Annotated in this window: 28 protein-coding genes; 14 read left to right on the plus strand and 14 right to left on the minus strand. The window is 72.9% G+C overall.

The genetic code is table 11. The features are described 5' to 3' along the window. Window positions 1-89 precede the first annotated feature (89 nt). A complete protein-coding gene (gene ppgK / locus BIV28_RS07490; protein WP_076260670.1) occupies window positions 90-854 on the plus strand; it encodes a polyphosphate--glucose phosphotransferase in 765 nt (254 codons plus the stop codon). Window positions 855-929: 75 nt separating this feature from the next. Here the strand turns inward: ppgK and BIV28_RS07495 are convergent, their stop codons facing one another. The 5 genes from BIV28_RS07495 to BIV28_RS07515 are packed head-to-tail and all read right to left on the minus strand — an operon-like array spanning window position 930 to window position 5,461. After that, complete coding sequence (locus BIV28_RS07495; RefSeq protein WP_076260672.1) at window positions 930-2,504, minus strand: hypothetical protein; 1,575 nt, start codon at window positions 2,502-2,504, stop codon at window positions 930-932. Beyond that, window positions 2,480-3,292: an ABC transporter ATP-binding protein gene (locus BIV28_RS07500; protein WP_076260673.1), complete on the minus strand. Its 813-nt coding sequence runs from the start codon at window positions 3,290-3,292 to the stop codon at window positions 2,480-2,482. The genes BIV28_RS07495 and BIV28_RS07500 overlap by 25 nt, the downstream gene beginning before the upstream one ends. A 52-nt stretch (window positions 3,293-3,344) precedes the next feature. Then, window positions 3,345-3,998, minus strand: a complete 654-nt coding sequence (locus BIV28_RS07505) for an MBL fold metallo-hydrolase (protein ID WP_076260675.1) — start codon at window positions 3,996-3,998, stop codon at window positions 3,345-3,347. 9 nt (window positions 3,999-4,007) lie between these two features. Next, window positions 4,008-4,853, minus strand: a complete 846-nt coding sequence (locus BIV28_RS07510) for a hypothetical protein (protein ID WP_207555837.1) — start codon at window positions 4,851-4,853, stop codon at window positions 4,008-4,010. Continuing rightward, window positions 4,850-5,461, minus strand: a complete 612-nt coding sequence (locus BIV28_RS07515; RefSeq protein ID WP_076260676.1) for a hypothetical protein — start codon at window positions 5,459-5,461, stop codon at window positions 4,850-4,852. Before BIV28_RS07515 ends, BIV28_RS07510 begins: the two co-directional genes overlap by 4 nt. Before the next feature lie 110 nt (window positions 5,462-5,571). On the opposite strand from BIV28_RS07515, the gene BIV28_RS07520 reads away from it, so the two are divergent. Continuing rightward, the gene (locus BIV28_RS07520) at window positions 5,572-6,351 is read left to right on the plus strand and encodes a DUF5995 family protein (RefSeq protein ID WP_076260678.1); all 780 of its coding nucleotides are present in this window, start codon (window positions 5,572-5,574) and stop codon (window positions 6,349-6,351) included. Between the two features lie 46 nt (window positions 6,352-6,397). Here BIV28_RS07520 and BIV28_RS07525 read toward each other — a convergent pair whose 3' ends face one another. The 6 genes from BIV28_RS07525 to BIV28_RS07545 all read right to left on the minus strand — a co-directional run bounded on the left by BIV28_RS07525 (window position 6,398) and on the right by BIV28_RS07545 (window position 10,313). Beyond that, entirely contained in the window at window positions 6,398-7,441 is a 1,044-nt protein-coding gene (locus BIV28_RS07525; protein WP_076260680.1) for an aldo/keto reductase, read from the minus strand. A gap of 61 nt (window positions 7,442-7,502) precedes the next feature. Then, window positions 7,503-7,889 carry a MerR family transcriptional regulator gene (locus tag BIV28_RS07530; RefSeq protein WP_242652828.1) on the minus strand — a complete coding sequence of 129 codons (387 nt, stop codon included), beginning with the start codon at window positions 7,887-7,889 and terminating at the stop codon, window positions 7,503-7,505. Window positions 7,890-7,967: 78 nt separating this feature from the next. Next, entirely contained in the window at window positions 7,968-8,150 is a 183-nt protein-coding gene (locus BIV28_RS19940; protein WP_207555838.1) for a hypothetical protein, read from the minus strand. A gap of 502 nt (window positions 8,151-8,652) precedes the next feature. Continuing rightward, on the minus strand, window positions 8,653-9,456 hold the full coding sequence (locus BIV28_RS07535) for a LuxR C-terminal-related transcriptional regulator (protein ID WP_076260683.1): 804 nt from the start codon (window positions 9,454-9,456) through the stop codon (window positions 8,653-8,655). A 105-nt stretch (window positions 9,457-9,561) separates the two neighbouring features. Next, window positions 9,562-9,918 (minus strand): cupin domain-containing protein, encoded by a 357-nt coding sequence (locus BIV28_RS07540; RefSeq protein WP_076260685.1) that lies wholly within the window; start codon window positions 9,916-9,918, stop codon window positions 9,562-9,564. Window positions 9,919-10,022: 104 nt separating this feature from the next. Beyond that, window positions 10,023-10,313 (minus strand): helix-turn-helix transcriptional regulator, encoded by a 291-nt coding sequence (locus tag BIV28_RS07545; RefSeq protein ID WP_076260686.1) that lies wholly within the window; start codon window positions 10,311-10,313, stop codon window positions 10,023-10,025. Window positions 10,314-10,378: 65 nt separating this feature from the next. Here BIV28_RS07545 and map point away from each other — a divergent pair, with 65 nt between their 5' ends. The 3 genes from map to BIV28_RS07560 all read left to right on the plus strand — a co-directional run bounded on the left by map (window position 10,379) and on the right by BIV28_RS07560 (window position 13,436). After that, a complete protein-coding gene (gene map, locus BIV28_RS07550) occupies window positions 10,379-11,158 on the plus strand; it encodes a type I methionyl aminopeptidase (protein WP_076260688.1) in 780 nt (259 codons plus the stop codon). A gap of 125 nt (window positions 11,159-11,283) precedes the next feature. After that, window positions 11,284-12,819, plus strand: a complete 1,536-nt coding sequence (locus BIV28_RS07555) for an FAD-dependent monooxygenase (protein ID WP_076260690.1) — start codon at window positions 11,284-11,286, stop codon at window positions 12,817-12,819. Window positions 12,820-12,854: 35 nt separating this feature from the next. Then, the gene (locus tag BIV28_RS07560; protein WP_076260691.1) at window positions 12,855-13,436 is read left to right on the plus strand and encodes a dihydrofolate reductase family protein; all 582 of its coding nucleotides are present in this window, start codon (window positions 12,855-12,857) and stop codon (window positions 13,434-13,436) included. 41 nt (window positions 13,437-13,477) lie between these two features. Here the strand turns inward: BIV28_RS07560 and BIV28_RS07565 are convergent, their stop codons facing one another. Genes BIV28_RS07565 through BIV28_RS07575 form a run of 3 tightly spaced genes read right to left on the minus strand, consistent with a single transcriptional unit; the run spans window position 13,478 to window position 15,506 of the window. Next, the gene (locus BIV28_RS07565) at window positions 13,478-13,858 is read right to left on the minus strand and encodes a hypothetical protein (protein ID WP_076260693.1); all 381 of its coding nucleotides are present in this window, start codon (window positions 13,856-13,858) and stop codon (window positions 13,478-13,480) included. 1 nt (window position 13,859) lies between these two features. Further along, the gene (locus BIV28_RS07570; protein WP_076260695.1) at window positions 13,860-15,242 is read right to left on the minus strand and encodes a DUF4331 domain-containing protein; all 1,383 of its coding nucleotides are present in this window, start codon (window positions 15,240-15,242) and stop codon (window positions 13,860-13,862) included. 6 nt (window positions 15,243-15,248) lie between these two features. Further along, entirely contained in the window at window positions 15,249-15,506 is a 258-nt protein-coding gene (locus BIV28_RS07575) for a hypothetical protein (RefSeq protein WP_076260696.1), read from the minus strand. A gap of 474 nt (window positions 15,507-15,980) precedes the next feature. Between BIV28_RS07575 and BIV28_RS07580 the strand changes: the two genes are divergently transcribed. The 9 genes from BIV28_RS07580 (at window position 15,981) to BIV28_RS07620 (ending at window position 26,166) form a co-directional block, all read left to right on the plus strand. After that, entirely contained in the window at window positions 15,981-16,766 is a 786-nt protein-coding gene (locus BIV28_RS07580) for a phosphotransferase family protein (protein WP_076260698.1), read from the plus strand. A gap of 89 nt (window positions 16,767-16,855) precedes the next feature. Continuing rightward, window positions 16,856-18,133, plus strand: coding sequence for an alkaline phosphatase family protein (locus BIV28_RS07585; RefSeq protein WP_076260700.1), 1,278 nt, complete (start codon window positions 16,856-16,858; stop codon window positions 18,131-18,133). Beyond that, on the plus strand, window positions 18,130-19,251 hold the full coding sequence (locus tag BIV28_RS07590; RefSeq protein ID WP_076260702.1) for an alkaline phosphatase family protein: 1,122 nt from the start codon (window positions 18,130-18,132) through the stop codon (window positions 19,249-19,251). The genes BIV28_RS07585 and BIV28_RS07590 overlap by 4 nt, the downstream gene beginning before the upstream one ends. A gap of 314 nt (window positions 19,252-19,565) precedes the next feature. Beyond that, entirely contained in the window at window positions 19,566-20,831 is a 1,266-nt protein-coding gene (locus BIV28_RS07595) for a DUF6986 family protein (protein ID WP_207555839.1), read from the plus strand. Between the two features lie 235 nt (window positions 20,832-21,066). Then, complete coding sequence (pucL, locus tag BIV28_RS07600; RefSeq protein ID WP_076260704.1) at window positions 21,067-21,981, plus strand: factor-independent urate hydroxylase; 915 nt, start codon at window positions 21,067-21,069, stop codon at window positions 21,979-21,981. A 9-nt stretch (window positions 21,982-21,990) separates the two neighbouring features. Continuing rightward, window positions 21,991-23,928, plus strand: coding sequence for a 2-oxo-4-hydroxy-4-carboxy-5-ureidoimidazoline decarboxylase (gene uraD / locus BIV28_RS07605; protein WP_076260706.1), 1,938 nt, complete (start codon window positions 21,991-21,993; stop codon window positions 23,926-23,928). Continuing rightward, window positions 23,925-24,455: a 2-oxo-4-hydroxy-4-carboxy-5-ureidoimidazoline decarboxylase gene (gene uraD / locus BIV28_RS07610; protein WP_076260708.1), complete on the plus strand. Its 531-nt coding sequence runs from the start codon at window positions 23,925-23,927 to the stop codon at window positions 24,453-24,455. The genes uraD (BIV28_RS07605) and uraD (BIV28_RS07610) overlap by 4 nt, the downstream gene beginning before the upstream one ends. Continuing rightward, a complete protein-coding gene (gene uraH / locus BIV28_RS07615; RefSeq protein WP_076260710.1) occupies window positions 24,455-24,781 on the plus strand; it encodes a hydroxyisourate hydrolase in 327 nt (108 codons plus the stop codon). Before uraD (BIV28_RS07610) ends, uraH begins: the two co-directional genes overlap by 1 nt. A 2-nt stretch (window positions 24,782-24,783) precedes the next feature. Continuing rightward, window positions 24,784-26,166: an 8-oxoguanine deaminase gene (locus BIV28_RS07620; RefSeq protein WP_207555840.1), complete on the plus strand. Its 1,383-nt coding sequence runs from the start codon at window positions 24,784-24,786 to the stop codon at window positions 26,164-26,166. Window positions 26,167-26,226: the final 60 nt, after the last annotated feature.

Below are 26,226 nucleotides of genomic sequence, written 5' to 3' on the forward strand. Positions count from 1 at the left end.
GCACGAACCCCGCACGAACCTCGCACGACGGCCGGCTGGCGGCCGACCGGTCCAGCACCACGACACGTCCTCGACAAGGAAGCAGGGACATGGGCAAGAAGGGCAAGCCCCTCGGCATCGACATCGGCGGCAGCGGCATCAAGGGCGCACCGGTCGACCTCAAGGAGGGCGACCTCGCCGGCAAGCGCCTCAAGATCCTCACCCCGAAGCCCGCGACGCCCGACGCCGTGGCCGAGGTCGTCGACGAGATCGTCGACCACTTCGCCGACGTCACGGGCGACTCCCCCATCGGGGTGACCGTGCCGGCCGTCGTCATCCGGGGCACGGTCCTGTCGGCCGCCAACATCGACCCCTCGTGGATCGACACCGACGCCGAGGCTCTCATCAAGGAGCACACCGGCCGCGCCGTCACCGTCCTCAACGACGCCGACGCCGCGGGCCTGGCCGAGATGTACTACGGCGCGGCCAAGGGCGTGCAGGGCCTGGTCATCCTCACCACGCTCGGCACCGGCATCGGCTCGGCCCTCATCCACGACGGCCGCCTCGTGCCCAACTCCGAGCTCGGCCACCTCGAGATCGACGGCTTCGACGCCGAGGACCGGGCCGCGTCGTCGGTCAAGGACGCCGAGGGGCTGTCCTGGGACGAGTACGTCGAGCGGCTCCAGCGCTACTACGAGGTCATCGAGAAGCTCTTCTCCCCCGACCTCATCGTCGTCGGCGGCGGCATCTCCAAGGACAGCGACGACTTCCTGCCGCGCCTGAAGCTCCGGTGCCCGATCGTGCCGGCCCAGCTGCGCAACCAGGCGGGCATCATCGGCGCGGCGCACCTGGCGGTCGACCTCGCCAAGGCCTGAGACGGCCCCGGGCCACGCGTCCGCACCCGCAGCACTCCCCGCGCCCCGCGTCGAAAGACGCGGGGCGCGGCGCGCTCAGACCCGCTGGAGGTCGGCGAGCAGGTCGGGCGCCCGCCGGTCGTAGAGGCGCGCCCCGTAACGGACGCCGATGCCGGCGACGACGGGCCCGAGCACCACACCGACCACCCCGGTGACCCACACGAGCCACGTCGCCGAGTCCGACGCGTACGCCAGCCAGGCGAGCAGGAGCAGCGGCGCCGACAGCGCGAAGGTGGCCGCGCTCGCGAGGGTCTGGGCCAGGATCGTGATGCCGGCGGCACCGGGCGGCGCGCTGAACGGGCTCTCCCCCGGCTCCGCGACCGGGTAGGGCAGCACGATGTTCATGACGCTCGAGACCGCGACACCGGCCCCGAGCACCGTGACGGAGACACCGAGGACGAGGGGCAGCAGGTCCCAGCGGGCACCGAGCCCCACCCCGACGAGCACGTAGACCGGCACGAGCACGCCCGCGAGCAGCAGGCCCGGCACGACGCGCCCGAGGCGGTCGTCGAGCCCCCGCGTGCCGGCGGCCACGTGCAGGGAGAAGGCCTGCGACTCGTACGCGATGGCGTTGTGCTCGCTCCAGCCGAGCATGAACGCGAGCATCGGTCCCATCAGCAGCGGCGGCCACGCGACGTCGGCGCTCGCCCACGGGATGAGCAGCGCGAGCGGGAAGACCGGCGTCACCAGCAGGCTGATCTGGTAGCGCGGGTCGCGGCGCCAGTAGGTCAGCACGCGGGCTGCGACCGCGCCGGCCGGATGGTCGGGCACCCGCCCGAAGAGGCCGAGGTCGTCGGGCTCGCCGGGCGTCGAACCGCCGCGCGAGACGGCCCGCGGGTTCTCGACCTGCCGCCTCACCGCACCTGACCACAGGGCCCCGACCGCGAGGAGGAAGGCGATGGCCAGGGCGAGGCGGAGTGCCCCCACGAGCGGTTGCCCGGCCGCGACGTCGCCGGGTGCCGCCCAAGCCCATCCGAGCGGCGTCCAGGAGACGACCTTCGACACGGCGACCGCGAGCCGCTGGATGTCGTGGACGTTGGCGGCGATCCACACCACCGGCCCGACGAGGACGAGGACGACAAGACCGACGACGACGAGCATGTCCCGGCCGCGCCGGCTCGACGTCGCGGCGGCCGCCAGTGCCGACACCCAGCGCGACAGGGTGACCGCGGTGAGCAGCCCGACGCCGGTGCCGACGACGGCGACGACCGTGGAGGCCGGTGTCATCGACCACGCGACGACGACCCCGAGGCCGAGCACCGCGCTGGCGACGGCCGGCAGCCCGACGAGCGCGGCCGCGATGAGGCCCACGGCCAGTGACCGCGGCGGGACGGCGTAGAGCGCGAACCGGCCCGGGTCGAGGGTCGGGTCGGAGCCGAAGGAGAAGAGCGGGACGACGGTCCACAGCACGATCCCGACCGCTCCGGCGAGCGGCAGGGCGACGGTGGCGACCTCCAGCGAGGTGCGCAGCGTGGCGACGATGAGCGTCAGCCCCACGACGAGCACCGAGAAGTAGAGGATGCCGACGACGGCACCGATGGTCTGGGCGCGGCTGCGGCGGAAGACGTTGCGCAGCAGTGCCAGCTTCAGTCGGACGAGGTGCGCAACCACGACAGCCCCACCACCTCGGTGGTGCCCCCGACGAGGTCGACGAACCGCTCCTCGAGGGAGCGGCCGTCGCGTACCGCGTCGAGCTCCCCCGCGGTGAGCACCGCCCCCTCGGCGATGACGGCGACGTGGCTGCAGATGCGCTCGACGAGGTCCATGACGTGGCTGGAGAGGACGACCGTGCCGCCCGCGTCGACGTAGTCGGCGAGGATGCGGCGGATCGTCGCGGCGGACAGCGGGTCGACGGCCTCGAAGGGCTCGTCGAGCACGAGGACGCGGGGTGCGTGCACGAGAGCCGCGGCCAGGGTGACCTTCTTGGTCATGCCGGCCGAGTAGTCGACGACGAGGGTGCCCTGCGCACCGGTCAGCCCGAGCGCGGCGACGAGCTCGGCGGCCCGCTCGGCCGCGAGCTCGCGGGGCATGCCGCGGAGCAGGCCCGCGTAGGTGATGAGCTGCAGCCCGGTGAGGCGGTCGAACGTGCGCAGCCCGTCGGGCAGGACGCCGAGCAGCCGCTTGGCCGCCGTGGGGTCAGCCCAGACGTCGTGGCCCAGGACGAACGCGCGGCCGGCGTCCGGGCGCAGCAGGCCGGTGACCATCGACAGCGTCGTCGTCTTGCCGGCGCCGTTGGGCCCGACGAGTCCGAAGAAGGACCCTCGCGGCACGTCGAGGTCGATGCCGCGCACGGCCACGAGGTCGCCGAAGCGCTTGCCGAGACCGCGCACGGCGAAGGCCGGTCCGTCGGCCGGGGACCCTTGCGGCGCAGGCAGGTCCGGCGGTGGTGACTCGCTCATGCTCTCCCCCCGGAGTGCGGTCAGGCGTTCGGCAGGTCGGTGGGCTCGTGGGTCAGAAGGTCGCGGACTCGTCGTCGCGCAGGTCGGTGTACTCGAGGCCCTCGACGCCGGAGAGGTTGCGCACGTGCGTCGCGTACATGTCGCGACCGACGTCGGACAGGAGGGCGTCGTGGATCGGGATGAAGACCCTCGGCGCGATGCGGCCGACGAACGCGATGGAGTCGCGGCTGGCGGCCCACGGGGCGTTGAGCGGGTGGGCCAGCACGTCGACGTGGCCGGGCTCGCCGTCGTAGGCGTCGCCGGGGTGGAAGAGCGAGGGCTCGCCGTCGGCCCGCAGCACGAGCCCGACGTTGGGGATGCGCGGCATGGCCTCGTGGTTGAAGGCGTGCAGCTCGCCGACCGGCGTGACCGTGACGTCGCCGACCTCGAACGGCTCGCCCTGGCGGGTCGGCACCGCGTCGAGGCCCTCCTCCCGCAGCTTCTGCGCGGTGAGGGGGTCGGTGTGCACCGGCGTCGAGGGGTTGGCCCGCAGGAGCGCCGCGACCCGCTCGGGGTCGAAGTGGTCGGCGTGGTTGTGCGTCACGAGGATCGCGTCGAGGCCCTCGAGCTGCTCGAAGCCGCGGGAGAACGAGCCAGGGTCGATGAGGACCCGCCGGTCGGCCGTCTCGACGAGGAGGCAGGCATGTCCGAGGTGAGTCACACGCATGTCCTCAACCTAACCCAGCGCCTCGGGCCGGGACATGGAGTGGAGCAGGCGCGCCGAGCCGGCGAGGGCCAGCACCATGCCGCCGACGAGGAGCCAGGTCAGGGGCCGGTCCGGGTGCAGCGACATTCGGTCGCGCAGCAGGGCCAGGAGCATCGAGACGACCATGACGGTCTCGGCCTCGACGAGCAGTCGCAGACGCAGCCACCGGGGGTCGCCGAAGGCCACGAGCCCGGCGCAGCCGAGGCAGAAGACCGCGCCCACCACCCGGGCGGTCAGCGGCGTCAGGGCCCAGGGCCACACCCGCGACAGCGAGCCCGGGGCGACCCAGAGCAGCACGCCGAGCAGCAGCGATGCCGCTCCCCCGCACCCGATGACACCCCGCGCCACCGCCCCGACGCATCGCTCGTCGTCGCGAGGCGGTCGGGCGACGCGCGTGTTGAGGACCCACACGACCGCGACCACGGGTGGCGCCACGAAGTACAGCGCGGCCCACACCCAGAAGGCCGGGCTCCCGTGGGTGAAGCGGTCCCAGTGCACGACCGTCGCGATGCCGAGCAGCGCCGCGAACAGCGTGACGGCCGGCAGTCCCGCCGACACCAGCGCCCACCGGTGCGCTCGGGCGGTCCGCACGAAGAACCACACCCCGCCGAGGTAGGCCGACGCGAGCACCATCGCCGTCAGGGGTGGGGAGATCGGCCACGCGAAGAGCCGGCGGGTGTCGGACGGGAACCCGAGGAGCAGCACGACCGCGACCGCGAGGAAGGGCACGATCCCCCAGGCGAGCACCCGCGTCGGCAGGAGCACCCGGTCGTCGCGGTCGGGGCGCACCAGGGCCGGCAGCGCCTGGGCCGTCACGGCGTCGGGTCCCCCACCCGGGAGACCGCGTCGAGGAGCGCGCTGTGGCTGGCCACGAGCGCCCGCCGCTCGGCGGCGAGGACCGGGTCCGACCGGTCGCACCCGCCGACGACCCAACGGTCCGACAGGTCCATGGCATCGACCCGGTAGGACGCGGCCGGCTCGACCCGCACCCGGTCCGCCCCGTAGACGTAGGCGTAGAGGTCGACGAGCGCCGCCACGAGCCGGTCGCGCGTCACGTCCTCATGGTGCTGGTGCGCCCGGTGGACCCGCCACCACTCGACCTCGAGGATGCTGGCCCGCACCGGGTCGATCGACAGGTCGCCACGGTCGGCGACGAGCGCGTAGAAGCGGCGCATCTGCTCGCGCGCACCGTCGGCGTCGTTGTCCGGGAAGGGTGCCCACAGCTGGTTGGCCCGCAGGACGCACCACGCGGCGCGAGCGGTGTCGATGCGACCGAGGCCGAAGCCGGTGGCGACCATCCCGTACGCCCCACGCAGGAAGGCCGGCCACTCGTGCAGGTAGTAGGCCGCCCAGGCGTCGGTCTCGTGGTGCCCGACGGCGACCGGGTCGAACGAACGCGGCCCACGGCCGGACGCGTGACGCATGAGCCCTCCTCGCACGAGGGACGCGCGGCGGCTGCGCGGAACCCGCTGACGCCGTGCGCTCGTCCCCCCAGAATAGGGACGAGGAGTCGCCCCGTGAGGGAGTTCTGGACATGAGCGGACCCGTGGACGGACGCACCGTCGCCGACGTCGTCGCGACGATGGACGAACGGCTCGTACGACTCGAACGGCTCGAATCGCCCAGCGGCGCAGACCGCTCGGCGCAACGTGACTTCCTCGCCACCTACCGGCGCACGACCCTCGCCGTCGGTCGCGCCGTCGAGGACGCCCGGTTCGAGGACCCGGAGTGGGTCGAGCGATGGGACGTCGTCTTCGCCGACCTCTACCTCGACGCGCTCGACGCCGACCTGGACGGCACCGGGATCGTGTCGCGTCCGTGGCGTCTCGCCTTCGACGTTCCCGCCGGACTGCCCGCGCTGCGCAACGTCCTCGCGGGCATCAACGCCCACGTCAACTACGACCTGCCGCAGGCCCTCCTCGCCGTCATCGACGACGCAGACTTCGAGGACCCCCACCTGCTGGCCCGCCGCCGCCGCGACCACGAACGCATCGACGCCGTGCTCGCCGGGCGCGTCGCCGCCGAGGACGGTGAGCTGGCCTCGACGTCCGGCCGGACGCTGCTCGACCGCGTCCTCGTGCCGGCCAACCGGGGGGCGTCGCGGCGGTTCCTGCGCGAGGCCCGGCAGAAGGTCTGGCACAACACGGTCGAGCTGCAGCGGGCCCGCCTCGCCGGGCCGGACACGTACGCGACCCGCCTGGCCGAGCTCGAGGTGCTGAGCGCCGCGCGTGTCGCCGACCTGCTGGCCCCGGGCCAGGTGCTGCTGCGACTCGCCGTCGCGGGCTTCGGCGTGACGCTGCCGCCGGCCGCCTGAGCGCCGGCGGCGACGCCACGCCGCACCGCGTTCGAGCCGACGCGCGTCAGGCGTCGATCGAGGACATGTCGCCGTAGCGGGCCCCGACGACGGCGTCGCGCGGCACCGCGGCCTCGAGCGCCGCCAGGTCGCCGGGCGTCAGCGACACCGCCGCGGCACCGACGTTCTCCTCGAGGTAGCGGACGCGCTTCGTGCCCGGGATCGGCACGACGTCATCGCCCTGGGCGAGCACCCACGCGAGGGCGAGCTGGCCCGGCGTGACGTCCTTCGCGGCGGCCAGGGCCCGCACCCGGTCGACGAGGGTCAGGTTCGCCTCGAGGGCCTCGCCCTGGAACCGCGGGAAGTAGGCGGTGCGGCGCGAGTCGCCGGACTCGAGGTCGGCCTCTGCCGTGATGGCGCCGGTGAGGATGCCGCGGCCGAGGGGCGAGTAGGGCACCAGGGCGATGCCGAGCTCGCGCAGCAGCGGCAGGATCTCGTCCTCGACGTCCCGGGTGAACAGCGAGTACTCGGTCTGCAGCGCGGTGATCGGGTGCACGGCGTGGGCGCGGCGGATCGTGTCGGCCGAGGCCTCGGACAGGCCGAGGTGGCGCACCTTGCCGGCCGCGACGAGCTCGGCCATCGCCCCGACCGTCTCCTCGATCGGCACGTCCTTGTCGACGCGGTGCTGGTAGTAGAGGTCGATGTGGTCGACGCCGAGGCGCTGGAGCGACGCGTCGGCCGCGCGGTGCACGTACTCTGGCCGCCCGTTGATGCCGAGGCGTGTGCCGTCCTCGGCGCGCTCATTGCCGAACTTCGTCGCGAGCTGCACCTCGTCGCGTCGGCCGGCGATCGCGGCACCGACGAGCCGCTCGTTCGTGAAGGGGCCGTACATGTCGGCCGTGTCGAGGAACGTCACGCCGAGGTCGAGGGCACGTCGGATCGTGGCGATGCCCTCCTGCTCGTCGCCGGTCCCGTAGAACTCGGACATGCCCATGCAGCCGAGGCCGAGGGTCGACACGGGGAGCGACGCGGCGCCGCTGCCGAGCGTGCGGGTGGGCAGCGTCGTCGCGGGGTTGTTCTCGGGGATGTTCTCGGGGGTGTTCGCAGTCATGACGTCGAGTCAAGACCTTCGAGCGCGCTCGAGGTCAAGCCCACCCGGGGCGTCCCGTCGTTCAGGCGCGGTCGCCCTCGACACGGGCCCGGTACATGCCGATCTTGTTGTCGATGGCGCCGAGGTGCTCGGTGACCTCGGCGAGCTGGGCCAGCACGCGGGTGCGATGGGCCTGGAGCAGGGCGAGCCGCTCGACCTCGTTCTCCCCGGCGCGGCAGAGCTGAGCGTAGGCCTTGATCTCGCGGATCGGCATGCCGGTGGCCCGCAGGCAGGTGAGCATCTTGATCCACCCGAGGTCGAGCTCGGTGTAGACGCGGTGGCCGGCGCTCGAGCGGCCGACGCCGTGCACCATGAGCCCGTCGCGCTCGTAGTAGCGCAGGGTGTGCGCGGTCAGGCCGGTGCGCTCGGCGGCCTCGGCGATGGTCATTCCCGTGTCGATGGCGGTCACCGGTCCATGGTCACCCTTGGAGTGCACTCGAGGTCAAGCGACCCGGCAGACCCGGGGTGGGAGGTCGGGCAGCGACCGTCAGGCCTCGCGCGCCGCCTTGCGGCAGGCGAGCCTCGCGCGGCGCAGACGGCGGACGCGAGCGCGCCCACCCACGGCCGAGGCCTCGCCGAGGGCGTGCAACCGGCGCTCCTCCGCATCGGGCCACGCCCAGCACGAGTGGTGGTCCAGGCGGCGGTGCGCGCAGACGTTGTCCTCCGTCATGGCCTCGCCTCGGCGAACCGGCCGAACCGGGTGACGCTGATGATCGACACGCTGACCCGCTCCTTCCACACTCCTGCGGTGGCCGCGGACCCTGTGAGGTTCCCCCTGACGCTCACCGGCCCGTGAACCACTCGCGCCAGCCCGGGCTCGCGCCCGATGTCAGTACAACGACGTGGGCACCGCCTCGGTCACGGACTGCGTCCGTCCTGCTGGTGGAGCCCCATCGACGGGGCCGGGCCGGCCCCTCCACGAACCGGCCTGGCCCCGTCATTGAGGTAGACGAGGCCCTGACGGGTTTATGACACGTTTTTTCAAAGTTTTTTCACAAGGCTCAAATTTCCCGTAACGCCCACGGCATGCGGGACGATGGAGGCGTCGGAGCACCCGTTCGACAACCCCTGACCGAACGGTCGCCCCGACCCTGCGTCCGCCACCCCTCCACGTCTCACGTGCTGCGGACGCCGTGCGGAGCCCCGGTCCGACCCGTCGGACCGGGGCTCCGTCACGTACCCGGGGGCCGACCCTCGACGCGTGGGCGCGCCGGCCCGTGCTGCGTCTCGATGCGTCGTTCGCTGCCGCCCCGCAGGACCAGCCCCACCTCAGCACGCGTCCGTGCCCCCAGCACGTCCATCAGGTGCGCGATGTCGCCGGCCACGGTCCGCAGGGACACCCCCAGCTCGCGGGCGATGCTGGCGTCCTTGACCCCGACGACGACCCGACGGGCCACGACGCACTGGCGCGGGGTGAACGGGGGCTCCGCCCCGTCGGCGTTGCCCGGCCGCGACAGGGGCCAGGCCAACCCCCACACCGAGCGCACGAGGGTGACGATGTCGTCGCGAGTCGCCAGCCAGGCCGTCGAGTAGCCGGCCTCGCTCAGCGGTCCGCCGACCACGGCGGTGACGTCGTCGATGAGCATGAAGCGCGACGGTGCCGGGCCGAAGCGCACGTGCGGCAGCTCCGAGGTGACGAGCGGGTGGCTGTGCAGGGTGCGTTCGCTCGTGATGAGGCGCAGGTCGATGCCCCGGGCGACGGTGCGCCGGTCCACGACGTTCATGTGGTTCGCCGGGTCGAACGCCAGGGTCGGTTGCATCGACCACGCCGTCCGTCGCGCGGTCGGCTCCATGGCCGTCAGACCCTCCTCGATCTGCACCATGCCCTCGCCGAGGAGCCGCCACCCCGGCGTCGGTGCGCCCTCCCACCAGTCGGTCGCGAGGCGCGTCGCCACGACCGCGAGGTCGTTCGTCGCGGCCCGCAGCTCGGCGCGACCGTCGCCCTGCCCGGCTCGCCGTTCCGTCCGTCCTGTCATCCCGACCCCCTGTCGTCGCCAGACCAGCATGCCTGCCCGGACGGCGAGCCGCACGAGAGGGTGTCGGCCGGAGCGGCCCGGTGGCCGGGACCTGGTGGGTGTGCCTCAGCCCGACGCCGGTGGCTCGCGGACGATGTCGACCGAGATCTCCACCGCCGCAACGCTTCCGCGGTTCTCCAGCCAGTGCAGGGTGTCGTGGTCCTCGGGCCACCCGGGGCCCGGGCCGTACTCGGTGGCGACGCCGTCGCGGTGGTCGGTGATGACGCCCTGGAGCACGAAGACGGTGCCCGGACGGTCCCGGTGGTCGTGGACCGGGCCGAGGACGCCACCCGGTTCGATGGTCACCTTCCGCATCCGCAGGGACCGTCCCTCCAGGCCCGCGATCTCGGGCCCGAGGTCGATGCTCGCGAGCAGCTCCACCTCCACGCCCCTCGTCACGGGCCCCTGCTCTGCCTCGCTCATCGAGCGCTCCTCTCCGTGGTCCGACCATCGTGGCGCGAGTCGCGCCACGCGTCAGGGTTTACGGACGCGTCGCCGACGAGCCGCCCGACGAGCCGCCCGACGTACTAGGCGACGCTGGAGCGCGTGGTCGAGGCACCTCGGGTGCGCGGCGCGCCCGCCGAGATCTCGGCCCAGACGGAGTCGAGGGAGAGGCCGAGGACGTCCGCGATCGCGGCGATCGTGGGAAAGGCCGGGGTGGCGACGCGGCCCGACTCGATCTTGCGGAGGGTCTCGGGCGAGACACCGGCGGCCAGCGCGGTGTCGAGCATCGGACGCTCGCCCCGCTCCCGGCGCAGCAGCGCACCGAGGCGCCGTCCACGCTCGACCTCCGCGGGAGTGAGTGGCAACCTGACCATGTCCCGATACTAATACCGGGATAACATGACCGGGATAGTTATCGGAGGCCCGGGAGGGGCACCGCATGATCGAGATCCTGACCCCCAGCCAGCTGCCCCGCGCCAGGGCCGCCGGAGCGTTCGTCGCCGACACCCTTCGGACGCTGAGGGACCGCACCGGGGTGGGCACCAACCTGCTCGAGATCGACCGCTGGACGCGCGAGATGATCACGGCGGCCGGTGGCGAGTCCTGCTACGTCGACTACGCCCCGTCGTTCGGCCGCGGCCCGTTCGGCCACCACATCTGCACGTCGGTCAACGACGCCGTCCTCCATGGGCGGCCCCACGACTACGCGCTGGCCGACGGCGACCTCGTGTCGCTCGACCTCGCCGTGTCCACCGACGGGCTCGTCGCCGACTCGGCCGTCAGCTTCGTCGTCGGCGAGGCGCGGCCGCCCGGGAGCGTCGCGCTCATCGAGGCCACCGAGCGGGCCCTCGCCGCCGCCATAGCCACGGCCGGTCCCGGGATCCACCTCGGCGACGTGTCCCACGCCATCGGGTCGGTGCTCACCGAGGCCGGCTACCGCGTCAACACCCAGTTCGGCGGCCACGGCGTCGGCTCGACGATGCACCAGGACCCGCACGTGGCCAACACCGGTCGTCCCGGGCGCGGCTACCGGCTCCGACCGGGCCTGCTGCTGGCCATCGAGCCGTGGGTCATGGCCGACACCGACGAGCTCGTCACCGACGCCGACGGCTGGACGCTGCGCAGCGCGACCGGCTGCCTGACGGCGCACAGCGAGCACACCGTGGCCGTGACCGACGACGGTGTCGAGGTGCTGACGCTGCCGGCACCGCTGGCCTGACCGAGGGAGAGGGCGGGCCCGACACCGTCCCGCCATGGCCAACGTACCGCGGCGAGGGGGGCTTGCGGCAAGGCCCCACCCCTGGCCCAGACTGCTCGTTCGTGTCGAGGAGGACGGGGGATCCCATGAACGAGGTGGCGGTCGTCGGCGGCGGGCCGACGGGACTGGTGCTGGCCGCCGAGCTGGCCCTGGCCGGCGTGGATGCCGTGATCCTGGAACGACGCCCGACGCCCGAGCTGGCCGGGACGCGGGCCCGTGGGTTCCACGCGCGCACCATCGAGATCCTCGACCAGCGTGGCGTCGCCGACCGGTTCCTGGCGGCGGGTCGCACGGCGCAGGTGATGAGCTTCGCCGGCACCCCGCTCGACGTAGCAGCCCTGCCCACCCGGCACCCGTACACGCTCGCGCTGTCGCAGAGCGGCGTCGAGGACGTCCTGCGCGGATGGGTCGAGGAGCTCGGCGTGACCACGCGCCACGGCGCAGAGGTCACGGGCGTCACGCAGGACGCGAGGGGCGTCGATGTCGATCTCGCACACGGCGACCCGCTGCGGGTCGGCTACCTCGTCGGTGCGGACGGCGGGCGCAGCACCGTCCGTCGGTCCGTCGGCATCGAGCTCGTCGGCGCAGAGGCGACCCGCAGCCACCTCATCGCCGAGGCGGTGCTCACCGACGAGGCACCCACCGGGCTGCGCCAGGATGCCATCGGCATCCACGGCATCAACCCGGTCGGCGACGGCGGCTCCGTGGGCATCGTCGTGACCGAGGCTGCCGTCGGACCGGCGACGGAGCCCACGCTCGCCGACCTCAGCGCGGCGCTGACGCTCGTGTACGGCACCGACTTCGGGGTGCACGACGCGTCGTGGATCTCGCGCTTCACCGACGCGGCGCGGCAGGCGTCCACGTACCGGAGCGGTCGGGTGCTCCTCGCGGGCGACGCCGCGCACACGCATCCCCCGACCGGCGGCCAGGGCATCGGCCTCGGCGTGCAGGACGCCGTCAACCTCGGCTGGAAGCTGGCGCTGGTGGTCACGGGCCGCTCCCCCGCGTCGTTGCTCGACAGCTACGAGGCGGAGCGCCACCCGGCCACCGCGCGCGTCCTCAAGAACGTCATGACGCAGGCGTTCCTCCAGCGTGGCGACGCGCGGACCGACGCCATCCGCGACACCTTCGCGGAGGTGCTGACCGACGCCGGTCCGCGGGAGCGGCTCGCCGGGCTCCTGACCGGCCTCGACGTGGCGCTCGACCTCGGCGAGGGGCACCCACTGCTCGGCCGCCGCGTCCCTGACCTCGACCTCGCCACGGCCGATGGCCCGCGCCGGGTCTTCGAGCTGCTGCACGACGCCCGACCGCTGCTGCTGGACCTCGAGGTCCCCGAGGGCGCCGCGCCTGCAGCGCCCGGCGGCACCGGCGACGCGTCGTGGGGAGGACGCGTCCGGCACGTCCGGGCGCGCTGCGAGGGTCCGTGGGTCCTGCCCGTCGTCGGGCCCGTCGTCGCGCCGACCGGCGTCCTCGTCCGACCGGACGGGCACGTGGCCTGGGTCGGCGAGGGCACGACGGCGGGCCTCGAGGACGCGCTCACGACCTGGTTCGGCTCCGCGTCCGCAGCCGCCTCCGCGCCGGGCTCCGGTGGCGCTGTCGGCGGGGACCGCTTTACTGGTTGACACTGTCCACATCGACCAGCAGAGCAGGAGCGCCCATGCGCCGGATCGTCGCCTACACCATCACCTCGCTCGACGGCGCCGTCGACGACCCGACGCGCGCCTTCCCGCCCGACGTCGACCCCGAGCGACCGCACCCGCCGACCTTCGACGACGACCTCGTCGAGCTCGAGGCGCGGCTCATCGGCCGCCAGGACGCCGTGCTGCTCGGTCGCCACATGTACGACGAGTGGGCGCGCTACTGGCCCACCTCCGACGAGCAGCCGTTCGCCGACTTCATCAACGGCGTCAAGAAGTACGTCGTCACCTCGACGCCGCTCGCGACGCAGTGGGGCGACGCCGAGGCGCTCACCGGCCCGCTCGCCGAGGTCGTCGGTGGGCTCAGGGCCACCGACGGCGGCGACATCGGGGTCCACGGCAGCATCGAGCTGGTGCAGTCCCTGCTCGCCGAGGGGCTCGTCGACGAGCTGCACCTGGCCGTCGCGCCGGTCCTCGACCCCGAGGGCCGGCGACTCTTCGAGGGGCTGCCGGGCCTGCAGCGACTCTCGCTGCAGAGCGCCACCCCCACCTCGAGCGGAGCCCTCTGGCTCGTCTACCGCCCCGCAGAGCCGACCGGCTGACGCGCCACCCTCGTCAGGGCGTCACGGGGCGTCATGGGGCCTCACGGAGGTGTCACGGGCGCCGGCGGCGCGCCGGTCGGCCAGTTCGCCCGCGTCACCTCACCTCCCGCGACGTCGACGGTCAGGGTCACCGGACCCTCGGGCAGCGCATGCAGCTCGTAGCGCCCTGCCTCGAGGCCCTCGTACACCAGCGTGTGCGCGACGCCCGAGGCCACAGGCCGGGCGACGACGGCCACGTGCCGGTGCGCGCCCGCGCCGGGCGTCGACGAGACCGGGCGGATCTCGACCTCGTCACCCACGGTCCCGGGCGGCATGCGCACGACGAGCGCACCGACGTCGCCGCCGATGTCGAGAAGCACCGGCCCCTCTCCGGCATGGGGGTTCTCGACATCGGCGGCGCGGCCGGCGGTCGGCAGGGTCATGTCAGGCGGCCGGCACGCCCGGCGAGCTCTGGAAGCCTCCGGCCGGGTTCGGCATGTACGGGAAGTGCTTGAGGAGTGGGAGGTTCGTGTTCGACGTGCCGTCGCGCAGCACGCCCGCTGCGGCGTCGGGCGTGAAGGTCGGGTCGACGAGCGGGATGGTCGCACCCGCCACGGCGCGCAGCTCGATGGCCACGACGTCGTCCTCGAGGCGGCGACCGTTCGGGAAGCCCGCCGGGTCACCCCCGACCAGCCCGATGGGGTTCGGCGTCGCCGACGGTGGGACGGCCAGGTTGAGCCGCAGCAGGTCCGCCTGGCGGCTCCCGGTGTAGTTCTGGAAGCCGGGCACGACGCCCGCAGGGATGCCGGTGAGCAGGATCGCCAACAGGTCGGCACGCTCCTTGGAGTAACCGGCGAGGTGCGGGAAGACGCCCGGGTAGAGCACCGGCAGCAGGCGCGCGAGCTCCGGGTGGGCCACGTACTTCGCGAACTGGGCGTCGTCGCGCGGCGCCACGGCGTTCCAGCGATCCTTGTCGGCCATGGGGGTGATGACCTCGTTGAAGAGGGGGTTCCCGAGGCGTGAAACCTGGGCGAAGGGGCCGTGCCCCACGGCGCGGCCGAGGTCTTCGTCCCAGATCCGGGCGGTCTGCCGGCTCGCGGTGGCCCACACCCCGATGACGGCGGTGGCGGACGACGGGTCGGTGGGCACGCTGCCGTCGCGCGTCAGGTCGCCGATGGGGACCTGGATGGCGATGGTGTGCACGTTGAGCGACTGGAGGCCGTTGACCCCGGGAGCCGCCGGCAGCGGGATGAGGTGCAGGTTCTGGAACGGCCTCAGCGTCCCGAGGTCGAACACGCTGCCGAGGTCGACGAAGAAGGCGTCTCCGCGCTGACCGGCGAACACGGTGCGTCCGCCGCGGATCGGGTGGACGGCCGCGTCGGTGAAGGTGCCTCCGTAGTTGGGCGTGCTCCGCGGCCCGATGTTGACCGGCGGGCAGGTGAGGTGGTGTGCGAGGACCCGCGGCTCCCGGCCCCGGGCCTTGCGGGTGACCGAGTAGAACTGGGGCCGGTTCCAGCTACTGTCCGTGATCGAGTGAATGGGACCGGTGTTGTAGAGGAAGGTCTCGTCGCTGCGCACCTCGGTGTGGAAGCGGAACTGGTAGGACACGTCGCGTCGGGCATCGCCCCGGTTGCTGACGTGGATCTCGTAGAGGACGTCGTCGCCGAACTCGTAGAAGTTCGGGCCGCCCTGGGGGTTCTGGAACGGGATGAAGTTGGCGATGAGGGTGACGGTGCCCGGCTTGTCAGGGCTCACGAAGGCGTAGACGTCGGTGTTGTCGGCGACGGGGTCCTTCGAGATCTCGGGTGCCTCGCGGTGCGATGACATGTCAGGTCACCTCCCGGCCGCTCGGGTGAGGCGACGAACCAGGTCGCGGTCGCGCACCACGGCGGCCTCGGTGCCGACGTAGAGGACGAGGGTGTCCGACCGGGGATCGGCGACGTGCGCGACGAGAGGCAGGTCGACCCCCTCTCGGAGGGAGGTGCCGTGGGTGGCGGAGGCCGCGAACGCGGCAGGGGCATCGGCGATGGCCGCCGCCGTGGTGACGGCGCCTGCCCCCACCAGGAACGTGCGACGTGTGGTGTGGGACATGGGAACTCCTTTGACAGGACCGTTGTGGCAACGGGCGGAGGCCTGCCGTCGGATCAACCGACGTGGTCGTGACCCAGCAGTCGACGCTACGCCGACCCCGGCGAGGGCGGGTTCGATTGCCCAACTGTCCGATTCGTGCCAGATCTCGGCGCGCAGTGCCTGCTCCCTGTCGCGCTCGATGTGGCGCTCGATGTCGCGCGCCACGAGGGCGAAGGCGCTGATGCCCTGGGGTGCGCTCTGGCACCTCGCCGGCGACGAGCGGCTCTGGCGCAACGAGGTCATGCGCTCGCGACGTGCACGACTACTCCTTCGTCGACTGGCTCTACGGGTCGACCGCGCTCGCGCCCGAGGACGAGCCGCAGATGCTCGAGCAGCTCGCGCCCCGGCCGCGGTGCCCTCGGGTCTGAGCCGCGCCGGGCGCCCCGGGTCAAATCGGGTGGGGTCGCCAGGGGTCGGTGCGCGACACTGTCGGGCGTGGACACTGGCAGCGACACCGGACCGGACGCCGGGCCGGGCGCCGACGCGGACGAGGTCGAGGTCGTCGTGGCCCACCAGGAGCGCGCCACGCTCCGCGTCGGGCGCGTCTTCCTCAAGGTCGACGCCGACCGCGAGCGGACCGACGTCGAGGTACGCGCCATGGCGGCGGCGCCGGTCCCCACCGCGGACATCCTCTGGCACCGGCCGCCGGTCCTCGCGCTGGCCGCCCTCCCGGGCGAACCGCTCGCTCGCCTCGGACGGCCCTCGGCCGCGTCGTCCAACGCCTGGGCCGCGGCCGGCGAGACGGTGCGCAGGCTCCACGACGCTCCCCTGCCCTCGTGGCCCGGGGCCAACCTCGAGGAGAGGACCGCCACCCTCGACCGCGAGTGTGCGTGGCTCCTGGCCGGTGACGTCGTGCCGGCCGACGTCGTGAGGCGCAACCGGCAGATCGCCGAAGGCGCTCTGCGCGAACGACCTCCGGTGTTCATGCACGGCGACCTGCACGTCGCCCACGTCCTCGTCGACGGCGACGAGGTCACCGGCGTGCTCGACTGGTCCGAGGCCGGGCAGGGCGATCCCATGTTCGACCTGGCGAGCCTGACCCTGGGGCACCGCGAGCACCTCGACGACGTCGTCGCCGGCTACGGCACCGGTGTCGACCTCGACGCCGTCCGTGGCTGGTGGTCGCTGCGGAGCCTCACGGCCATCCGCTGGCTCGTCGAGCACGGTTTCGACCCGGCGGCGCCGGGCTGCGAGATCGACGTGCTCAGGTCGCAGGTGTGAGCGAAGCACCGGGTGACGCGTCGGTGAACTCGACGTGACGTCCGGGCGGAGGCCGTGACCGACGCGGGCCGCCACCGGTTGGGCCGTGCATGAGCATCACGAGACGAACCGTCCTGACCGGCGCCGGCGGCGTCCTGGGGGCCGGCGCGCTGGCCGCCACGTCGGCCGCGACCCCGTCCGCACGTGCCGCGCAGACCGCGGCGACCCTGCCCGCCCCCGGGGCGTCCGGCATCGAGCACGTCGTGGTGGTGATGATGGAGAACCGTTCCTTCGACCACTACCTCGGCTGGCTGCCCGGGGCCCGCGGCCGGCAGGCCGGGCTGACCTTCACCGACCGCTACGGCCTCCCTCACGCGACGCACCACCTGCAGGACACCCAGGGCTGTGCGCACCCCGACCCCGACCACTCCTTCGAGGGCGGGCGCATCGAGCTCAACGGCGGCGCCTGCGACGGATGGCTGCGGGCGGGCGAGAACGACGAGTTCGCCATCGGCTACTACACCGACTCGGACCTGGCCTTCTACGGTCGGGCGGCCCGCGACTGGACCGTCTGCGACCACTACTTCTCGGCGATCATGGCCGAGACCTACCCGAACCGCTTCTACCAGCACGCCGCCCAGACCGACCGCATCCACAACTCGACGGCGGTCGCGACGATGCCGACGATCTGGGACCGGCTCGCGGCCGCCGACGTGCCCGCTCGCTACTACTTCGTCGATGTCCCCTTCACCGCACTCTGGGGCACCGCCTACGAGGCCATCTCCAGCCCCTTTCCCCGCTTCCTCGCCGACGCCGCGGCCGGCACGCTGCCGGCCGTCTCGTTCGTCGACCCGAAGTTCCTCGACGAGGGCACCGGCTCGTCGGCCGACGACCACCCGCACGCAGACATCCGCGCCGGACAGTCCTTCCTCGACCAGGTCTACGACGCCGTCCGCACCGGGCCCGGATGGGACAAGACCGTGCTCGTCGTCAACTACGACGAGTGGGGCGGCTTCTTCGACCACGTGGCGCCGTCGTACGCGCCCGACGCCCACCCCGAGTGGGGTCTGCGCGGGTTCCGGGTGCCCTGTCTCGTCATCTCCCCCATGGCGAGACGCGGCTACGTCGCCAAGGACGTCTACGACCACGCGTCGGTGCTGGCGATGATCGAATGGCGCTGGGGGCTGGAGCCCTTGACCCCGCGCGACGCCGGCGCCCGCAACCTCGCCGAGGTGCTCGACTTCACCCTGCGCGACCTCGGCTCACCGACGTACTCTGTCCCACCGTTCGTCGGACTCGCCTGCCCTGCCGGAGGGTTCGCCGACTACGAGGACTGGAACGCCCTGAAACAGCTCGCCCTCGACCACGGATGGAGCCTTCCCCGATGACCACTCGACGCCGCTCGACCGTCGTCACCGCGACGTCCCTGGTTCTCGCCGCCCTCGTCTTGGTCGGCCTCGCGCGCAGCGCACCGGCCGCCACCCCGACGGCACAGCTGCCTCCGCCCGTCGGCCACGTGTTCGTCATCAACCTCGAGAACAAGGGCTTCGAAGAGACGTGGGGCTCGGGCTCTGCGGCCCCGTACCTGTCCCGGACGCTGCGCGACCAGGGCGTGCTGCTCACGCAGTACTTCGGCACGGCCCACAACTCGCTGCCCAACTACATCGCCCAGGTCACGGGTCAGGGCCCCAACCCGCAGACCCAGGCCGACTGCCAGCTGTACTCACCGTTCGTGACGGCTGGACCCCCGGTCGAGGACGGCCAGTACGTCGGCAACGGATGCGTGCTGCCGGCCGACGTCCCGAGCCTGCCCGGTCAGCTCGACGCGTCCGGACGCTCGTGGCGCGGCTACATGGAGGACATGGGCACGCCGTGCCGCCACCCGCAGCTGGGGGCCGTCGACGACACGCAGAAGGCGCGCGTCGGCGACCAGTACGCCGTGCGGCACAACCCGTTCATGTACCTGCGCTCGGTCACCGACGCCGCCACGTGCGCCCAGCGCGTCGTCGACCTCGACGCGCTGACCACCGACCTGGCGTCGAGCTCCACGACGCCAGCACTCAGCTACATCACTCCGAACCTGTGCCACGACGGGCACGACGCACCGTGCGTCGACGGTCAGCCCGGCGGCCTCGCGAGCGCCGACGCCTTCCTGCGCACGTGGGTGCCCCGCATCACCGGCTCGCCGGCCTTCCAGCAGGACGGCGCCCTCGTCATCACCTTCGACGAGTCCGACGGCGCCCAGGCCGACGCGACCGCCTGCTGCGGCGAAGGCCCCGGCCCGAACAGCCCGCTGCCGGGCATCACCGGCCTCGGCGGCGGACGCGTCGGGGCGCTCGTGCTGTCCCCGTACGTCACCCCGGGGTCCACGAGCACGACGCCCTACAACCACTACTCGTTGCTGGCGAGCATCGAGGACCTCTGGCGGCTGCCGCACCTCGGCTACGCGGGGCACCCGGGGCTGCCGCGCTTCGGCCTCGACGTGTGGACCGGTCGCTGGACCTGAGCGCGCAGAGTTTGGGTCAGGCCGTCGTCCTCCCCAACCCCCCAGGTCGGCGGCCTGACTGCGGCTGCACTGCCCCCGCGGGCGGGGGTGTCCTGGCCGCGACACCATGATGGCGCGGATCCGGCCCCCGCGGCCATCATCGCCGGCACGGATCTGCGTGAGTCCGTCGTCCGGCACCTGCGCACCCTGCTCGGAGCGCAGCACGTCGGCATCGCTGGGAGGCTGGCTCGTGTTCGGGGTTCGGACGCCCACCAGACTTCCGCATCGCAGAAGTTAGTATCCAGCAGACAGAAATCTGCGAAGGAGCAGCCGCCATGACCGTCCACGACGCCCCCACCGAGCCGACGAGCACGCCGACGACCGAGCTCACGTCACAGCTGACGACCGAGCTCGACGGGCTGCTGCGCGAGGCCGACGCCGCCCTGGCGCGCGACTTCCCCGGCCCCCGCGCCGGCCGCCAGCCGGTCCACACGGTCTACGTCCCGGCCCACCGCCTCGAGGCCGGGCTGACGGCGTCGTGGGGTGAGACGGCGCTGGCGGCGGTCGACGCCGAGCGGGCCACCTTCGACGCGTTGGCCGGCGACCCCGCCATCGTCGACGCCGTGCGCCGCAAGCTCGCCACCGAACCCGTCGAGGACCTCCGCATCGACTTCGAGGACGGCTTCGGACCGCGCCCCGACGCCGAGGAGGACGAGGCCGTCGACCGGGCAGCCGACCTGCTGCGCGAGAGCGTCGCGGACGGCTCGGCACCACCGTTCAGCGGCATCCGGTTCAAGTCCTTCGAGGCGCCGACCCGCGGCCGGGGCGTGCGCACCCTCGTCCGGTTCCTGCACCGCCTGAGCGCGGGCGGCCCCCTCCCGGACGGCTTCGTCGTCACGCTGCCCAAGGTGACCAGCGTCGCCCAGGTCGAGGCGATGGTGGTCGCGTGCGAGCGCATCGAGCACTCCCTGGGGCTCGAGCGCCCCATCGGGTTCGAGATCCAGGTGGAGACGCCGCAGGCCGTGCTCGGCCCCGACGGCACCGCGCTCGTGGCCCGGATGGTGCACGCGTCGGGCGGCCGGTGCACCGGCCTGCACTACGGCACGTACGACTACTCCGCCTCCCTCGGCATCGCCGCCGAGCACCAGGCCATGGACCACCCGGTCGCCGACCACGCGAAGGCCGTGATGCAGGTGGCCGCCGCCGAGACCGGGGTGCGCCTGTCGGACGGGTCGACGAACGTCCTGCCGGTGGGCACGTCCGAGGCCGTCGCCGCCGCCTGGTCGCTGCACCACCGCCTCGTCAGCCGCTCGCTGGCCCGCGGCTACTACCAGGGCTGGGACCTGCACCCGGCCCAGCTCCCGTCACGCTACGCGGCGACGTTCGCCTTCTACCGCGACAGTTTCGACCGGGCGGCCACCCGTCTCGCCGACTACCTCGGCCAGCGCGACTCCGCCTTCATGGACGAGCCGGCCACGGCCCGGGCGCTGGCCGACTTCGTGCTGCGCGGGGTCGACTGCGGCGCGGTCGACGTCGCGGACGCCGTCGAGCGGTGCAGCGCGTCCCGGGAGGACCTCGAGCGGCTGGCCCGGCGCGCCTGAGCCCACACCTGAGCCCAGGCCAGGGCCCCGGTGACCGGGTCGCGAGACGGATGCGCCGACATGGTTGACGCCTGTCGCACCGATGCCTAGCCTTCCATTATTCGATAACGCACTTCCACATAACGGAAATTGAGACTGGGCTCGATCTTCGCCCCATCGCGACGACGACAACGGCACCCTGTTGGGAAGGCAGCGTCGCGACAGAACCGCCACACCTCGACAACGGAGTTGAACCATGAGCATCGTTCTGGGCCCGAACCAGTACGGCAAGGCAGAGAACCGCGTCGTCCGCATCACGCGCGACACGGCACGCCACGAGATCACCGACCTCAACGTCTCGACGTCGCTGCGCGGCGATTTCGACGACGCCCACGTCACCGGTGACCAGTCGAAGATCCTGCCGACCGACACCCAGAAGAACACGGCGTTCGCCTGGGCCAAGAAGCACGGCGTCGCCTCCCCCGAGGGCTACGCCCTGGCCCTCGCCCAGCGCTTCCTCGACGCCGCCCCCGCCGCCACCGCCGCCCGCATCGAGGTCGAGCAGTACGCCTGGGACCGCATCCCGGTCGGTGGGGCCGGCCACGACCACGCGTTCGTCCGGCGCGGCGGCGACGTCCGCACGGCGGTCGTCACGCTCGAGCGCGGGGCCGAGGGCCAGGAGGCCACCCCCCACGTCATCTCGGGGCTCAAGGACCTCGTCGTGCTCAAGTCGACCGGCTCGGAGTTCAAGGGCTACCTCAAGGACGAGTACACGACGCTCGCCGAGGCCGACGACCGAATCCTCGCCACCTCGCTCGTCGCGCGCTGGCGGCACACGAGCACCGACGTCGACTGGAACAAGACCTACGACAGCGTGCGCGACACCCTCCTCGAGCTCTTCGCGACGACCTACAGCCGCGCCCTCCAGGAGACCCTGCACGCCATGGGCCAGGCCGTCCTCGAACGCCACCCCGACATCGCCGAGATCCGCTTCTCGGCGCCGAACAAGCACCACTTCCTCGTCGACTTCTCCCGCTTCCCGGACGTCGAGAACCACGGCGAGGTCTTCATCGCCGCCGACCGCCCGTACGGCCTGATCGAGGCCTCGGTCCTGCGCGACGACGTGGCGGCCGCACCGGAGGCCTGGCTCGCGACGCCGGGCTTCTGCTGAGGACCCGCCGTGAGCGCCCCCACCACGACCGAGCGTCCCCGCAGGTCCCGCCACCCCGTCGACGAGGTGCTGCCCGCACCGCGCCTGTTCGTCTACGGCTTCCAGCACGTGCTCGCCTTCTACGCCGGCGCCGTCATCGTGCCGATCCTCCTCGCCGGTGCCATCCACCTGAGCACCGAGGAGCTGATCCACCTCATCAACGCCGACCTCTTCACGTGCGGCATCGCCTCGATCATCCAGTCGATCGGCTTCTGGAAGGTCGGCGTGCGCCTGCCGCTGCTGCAGGGCGTCACCTTCACCGCCGTCTCGCCGATGATCGCCATCGGCCTCGCCGCGGGCGGCGGCACCGAGGGCCTGCTCGTCATCTACGGGGCGGTCATCGTCGCAGGACTGTTCACCTTCTTCCTCGCGCCGTACTTCAGCCGCCTCATCCGGTTCTTCCCGCCGGTCGTCACCGGCTCGGTCATCCTCATCATCGGCATCGCGCTGCTGCCGGTCGCGGCGGCCGACGCGGTGGGCGGAGCCGGCCCCGACGGCGACCCGACGAGCGGTCGCAACATGGCCTACGCGCTCGGCACCCTCGCGCTCATCGTCGTGATCCAGCGCGTCTTCAAGGGCTTCATGGCCACGGTCGCGGTGCTCGTCGGCCTCGTCGCCGGCACGCTCGCGGCCTGGCTGCTCGGCGACGCCCACTTCGACGCGGTCGGGCAGTCGAGCTGGTTCGGGGTCACCACACCGTTCTTCTTCGGCATCCCCAAGTTCTCGTTCGCCGCCATCGTCTCCATGGTCGTCGTCATGCTCATCACCGCGGTCGAGACCACCGGCGACGTCTTCGCCACCGGCGAGATCGTCGAGAAGCGCATCGAGCGCGAGGACATCGCGCGGGCCCTGCGAGCCGACGGCGTGGCCACCACCCTCGGCGGCATCCTCAACTCGTTCCCGTACACGTGCTTCGCCGAGAACGTCGGGCTCGTGCGCCTCACCCGGGTCAAGAGCCGCTACGTCGTCGCCATGGCCGGCCTCATCATGATCGTCATCGGGCTCATCCCCAAGGCGGGCGCGATCGTGGCCGGGATCCCGCACCCGGTCCTCGGCGGTGCGGCCCTCGCGATGTTCGCGACCGTCGCCGTCGTCGGCATCCAGACGCTGACCCGGGTCGACTTCCACGACCACCGCAACGTCGTCATCGTCGGCACGAGCGTGGGCCTGGCCATGTACGTCACGGCCCAGCCCGACGTCTCCAAGGCCGTGCCGGAGTGGGCCCAGATCATCCTCGGGTCCGGCATCACCCTCGGCAGCATCACCGCGATCCTGCTCAACGTCGTCTTCCACCACGTGGGCCGGCGCCGCGGCCCGGCCGTGGCGGGTACGCCGGGCAACCTCATCCGGCTCACCGAGGTCAACGAGATGTCGCGCGAGCAGTTCGTCGAGACCTTCCACACCCTCTTCCAGGGACCCAGCTGGGTCGTCGAGCGGGCCTACGACCAGCGGCCGTTCAGCGACACCAACGACCTGCGGCAGGCCTTCCAGGAGGCGCTCTTCACCGCGACCCCCGAGGAGCAGCGCCGGCTCATCGACTCCTACCCCGAGCTCGGGGCCGAGAGCGTGGCCGGCGGCGACGAGGGCGAGCTGTCGCTGAAGGACCAGGCCGCCCTCGGGCTCACCCGCCTCGACGAGAAGAGCCACGACGAGCTGTTCGACCTCACGTCGCAGTACCGCGACCGCTTCGGCTTCCCGCTCGTGACGTGCGTCCGCGACCGCGACTCGTACGCGCAGGTGCTTCGCCACGGCTGGGAGCGCCTCAACAACTCGCCCAGCCAGGAGCACGCCTCCGCGCTCGTCGAGATCAGCAAGATCGCCGCCTACCGCTTCGACGACCTCGTCGCCGACGCGAACCCGGTGCACAGCGCCCGGCAGCGCATCGTCGACGTGGACCAGATGGCATGAGCGGGCAGACGGACGTGGGGCACGCACGCCCCGAGGAGGGGGTGGCGGCGTTCGACGCCGCACCCGCCGACGAGCTGCGGCCGCGCCTGCACGCGTGCCTCGGCGTCGACCGCTGGGTCGAGGAGGTGCTTCGCGGCCGGCCCTACGCCGACCGCGAGGCCCTCCTCGGGGCAGCCGACCTGGCGGCCCGCGAGCTCGACGACACCGAGCTCGCCTCAGCCCTGGCCGGGCACCCGCGCATCGGTGAGCGGGCCAGCGCGCCCGAGCACGACGCCGCCCGGTCGGCGAAGGAGCAGTCGGGCGTCGACACGAACGACGCGGAGGTCGCCCGGGCGCTGCGGGCCGGGAACGCGGCCTACGAGGAGCGCTTCGACCGCGTCTTCCTCATCCGGGCCGCCGGGCGCTCGGCCGCCGAGATCCTCGCCGAGCTGCGGCGCCGGCTCGACAACGACGACGACGCCGAGCGCGCCGAGACCGTCGACCAGCTGCGCCAGATCGCGCTGCTGCGACTGGAAGGACTCCTGTGATGGGCACCCTCAGCACGCACGTGCTCGACACCAGCGCGGGACGGCCGGCCGAGGGCGTGCCCGTCGAGCTCCGTTCTGCCGACGGCTCGCTCGTCGGCGAGGGCCGCACCGATGCCGACGGTCGGGTGGGCAGCCTCGGGCCGGAGCGGCTCGACGCGGGCGACTACACCCTCCGCTTCGACACGGCGACGTACTTCGCGGCGTCCGGCACGACGGGCTTCTACCCCGAGGTGACGATCGCCTTCACGGTCGCCGACGCGGGGCAGCACTACCACGTGCCCCTGCTGCTCAACCCGTTCGGCTACTCCACCTACCGCGGCAGCTGACCGTGGGCGAGCGACTCGTCCTCGACGGCTGCACCGTCGTGACGATGGATGCCGCACGCTCCGAGCACGCGACGGGCCACGTCGTCGTCGACGGCACCCGGATCACGGCGGTGGGGTCGGGGCGGTACGTCCCCGGGCCCGACGACGTGGGGCGTGACGTGCGCGTCGTCGACGCGCGCGCCTGCGTCGCGACGCCGGGGCTCGTCGACACGCACAACCACCTCTACCAGTGGGCGACGCGTGGGCTCGCCTGCGACTCGACGCTGTTCGAGTGGCTGACGACGCTCTACCCGGTGTGGGGCGGCATCGACGAGGACACGACCCACGCGGCGGCCGCTGCCGGTCTGGGCTGGCTGGCCCGCACCGGCTGCACGACCTCGATGGACCACCACTACGTCTTCCCGCACGGCGGCGGCGACCTGCTGGGCGCCGAGGTCGCGGCGGCCCGCGAGGTCGGGGTGCGCTTCCTCGCCACCCGGGGGTCGATGGACCTCGGCCGCTCCCGGGGCGGCCTGCCACCCGACCACGTCGTCGAGGAGATCGACGACATCCTCGCCGCGAGCGTCGAGGCCATCGACCGGCACCACGACCCGTCGCCCGATGCGACGGTGCGGGTCGGCCTCGCGCCGTGCTCGCCCTTCTCCGTGACGGGCGACCTGCTCCGCGAGTCGGCCGCCCTGGCCCGGGGCCGCGGCGTGCGGCTGCACACGCACCTGGCCGAGACGACCGACGAGGCCGCCTACTGCCGTGAACGATTCGGGATGACCCCGGTCGAGTACATGGCGTCGGTGGGCTGGCTCGGCGACGACGTCTGGTTCGCCCACGGCATCCACTTCGACGACCCGGCGATCGCGACGTTGGCCCGCACCGGCAGCGGCGTGGCCCACTGCCCGTCGTCGAACGCGCGTCTCGGCGCGGGGATCGCCCGCGCCAGGGCGCTGCGCGACGCCGGGGTGCCCGTCGGCCTCGGCGTCGACGGCCCGGCGTCGAACGAGGCCTCCTCGATGCTCGAGGAGGCACGGCACGCCCTGCTGCTCGCCCGCGCGGTCGGCGGCCCGACCGCGCTCACCGTCCGGGACGCCCTCGAGGTGGCGACGATCGGCGGGGCGCGCGTGCTCGGCTGGGACGACCAGATCGGCTCGCTCGAGCCGGGCAAGCTCGCCGACGTCGCACTGTGGAGGGTCGACGGCCTCGCCCACGGCGACATCGTCGACCCCGTGGCGGGGCTCGTGCTCGGCGACCGGCCACCCCTCGCGCTGCTGCTCGTCGGCGGCCGACCGGTGGTCTCCGACGACCGCCTCGTCGCCGTCGACGAGGAGTCGCTGGGCCGGGCGCTGCGGTCGGCGAGCACCGGGCTGCTCGAGCGCGCCGGCGTCCTCGCCTGACTCCGGGGCCGCACGGCCCGCCCAGAAAGAGACGCAGGGCCCCGACGGAATCCGTTGGGG

The organism is Intrasporangium flavum (assembly GCF_001956915.1).
Lineage (GTDB): Bacteria > Actinomycetota > Actinomycetes > Actinomycetales > Dermatophilaceae > Monashia > Monashia flava.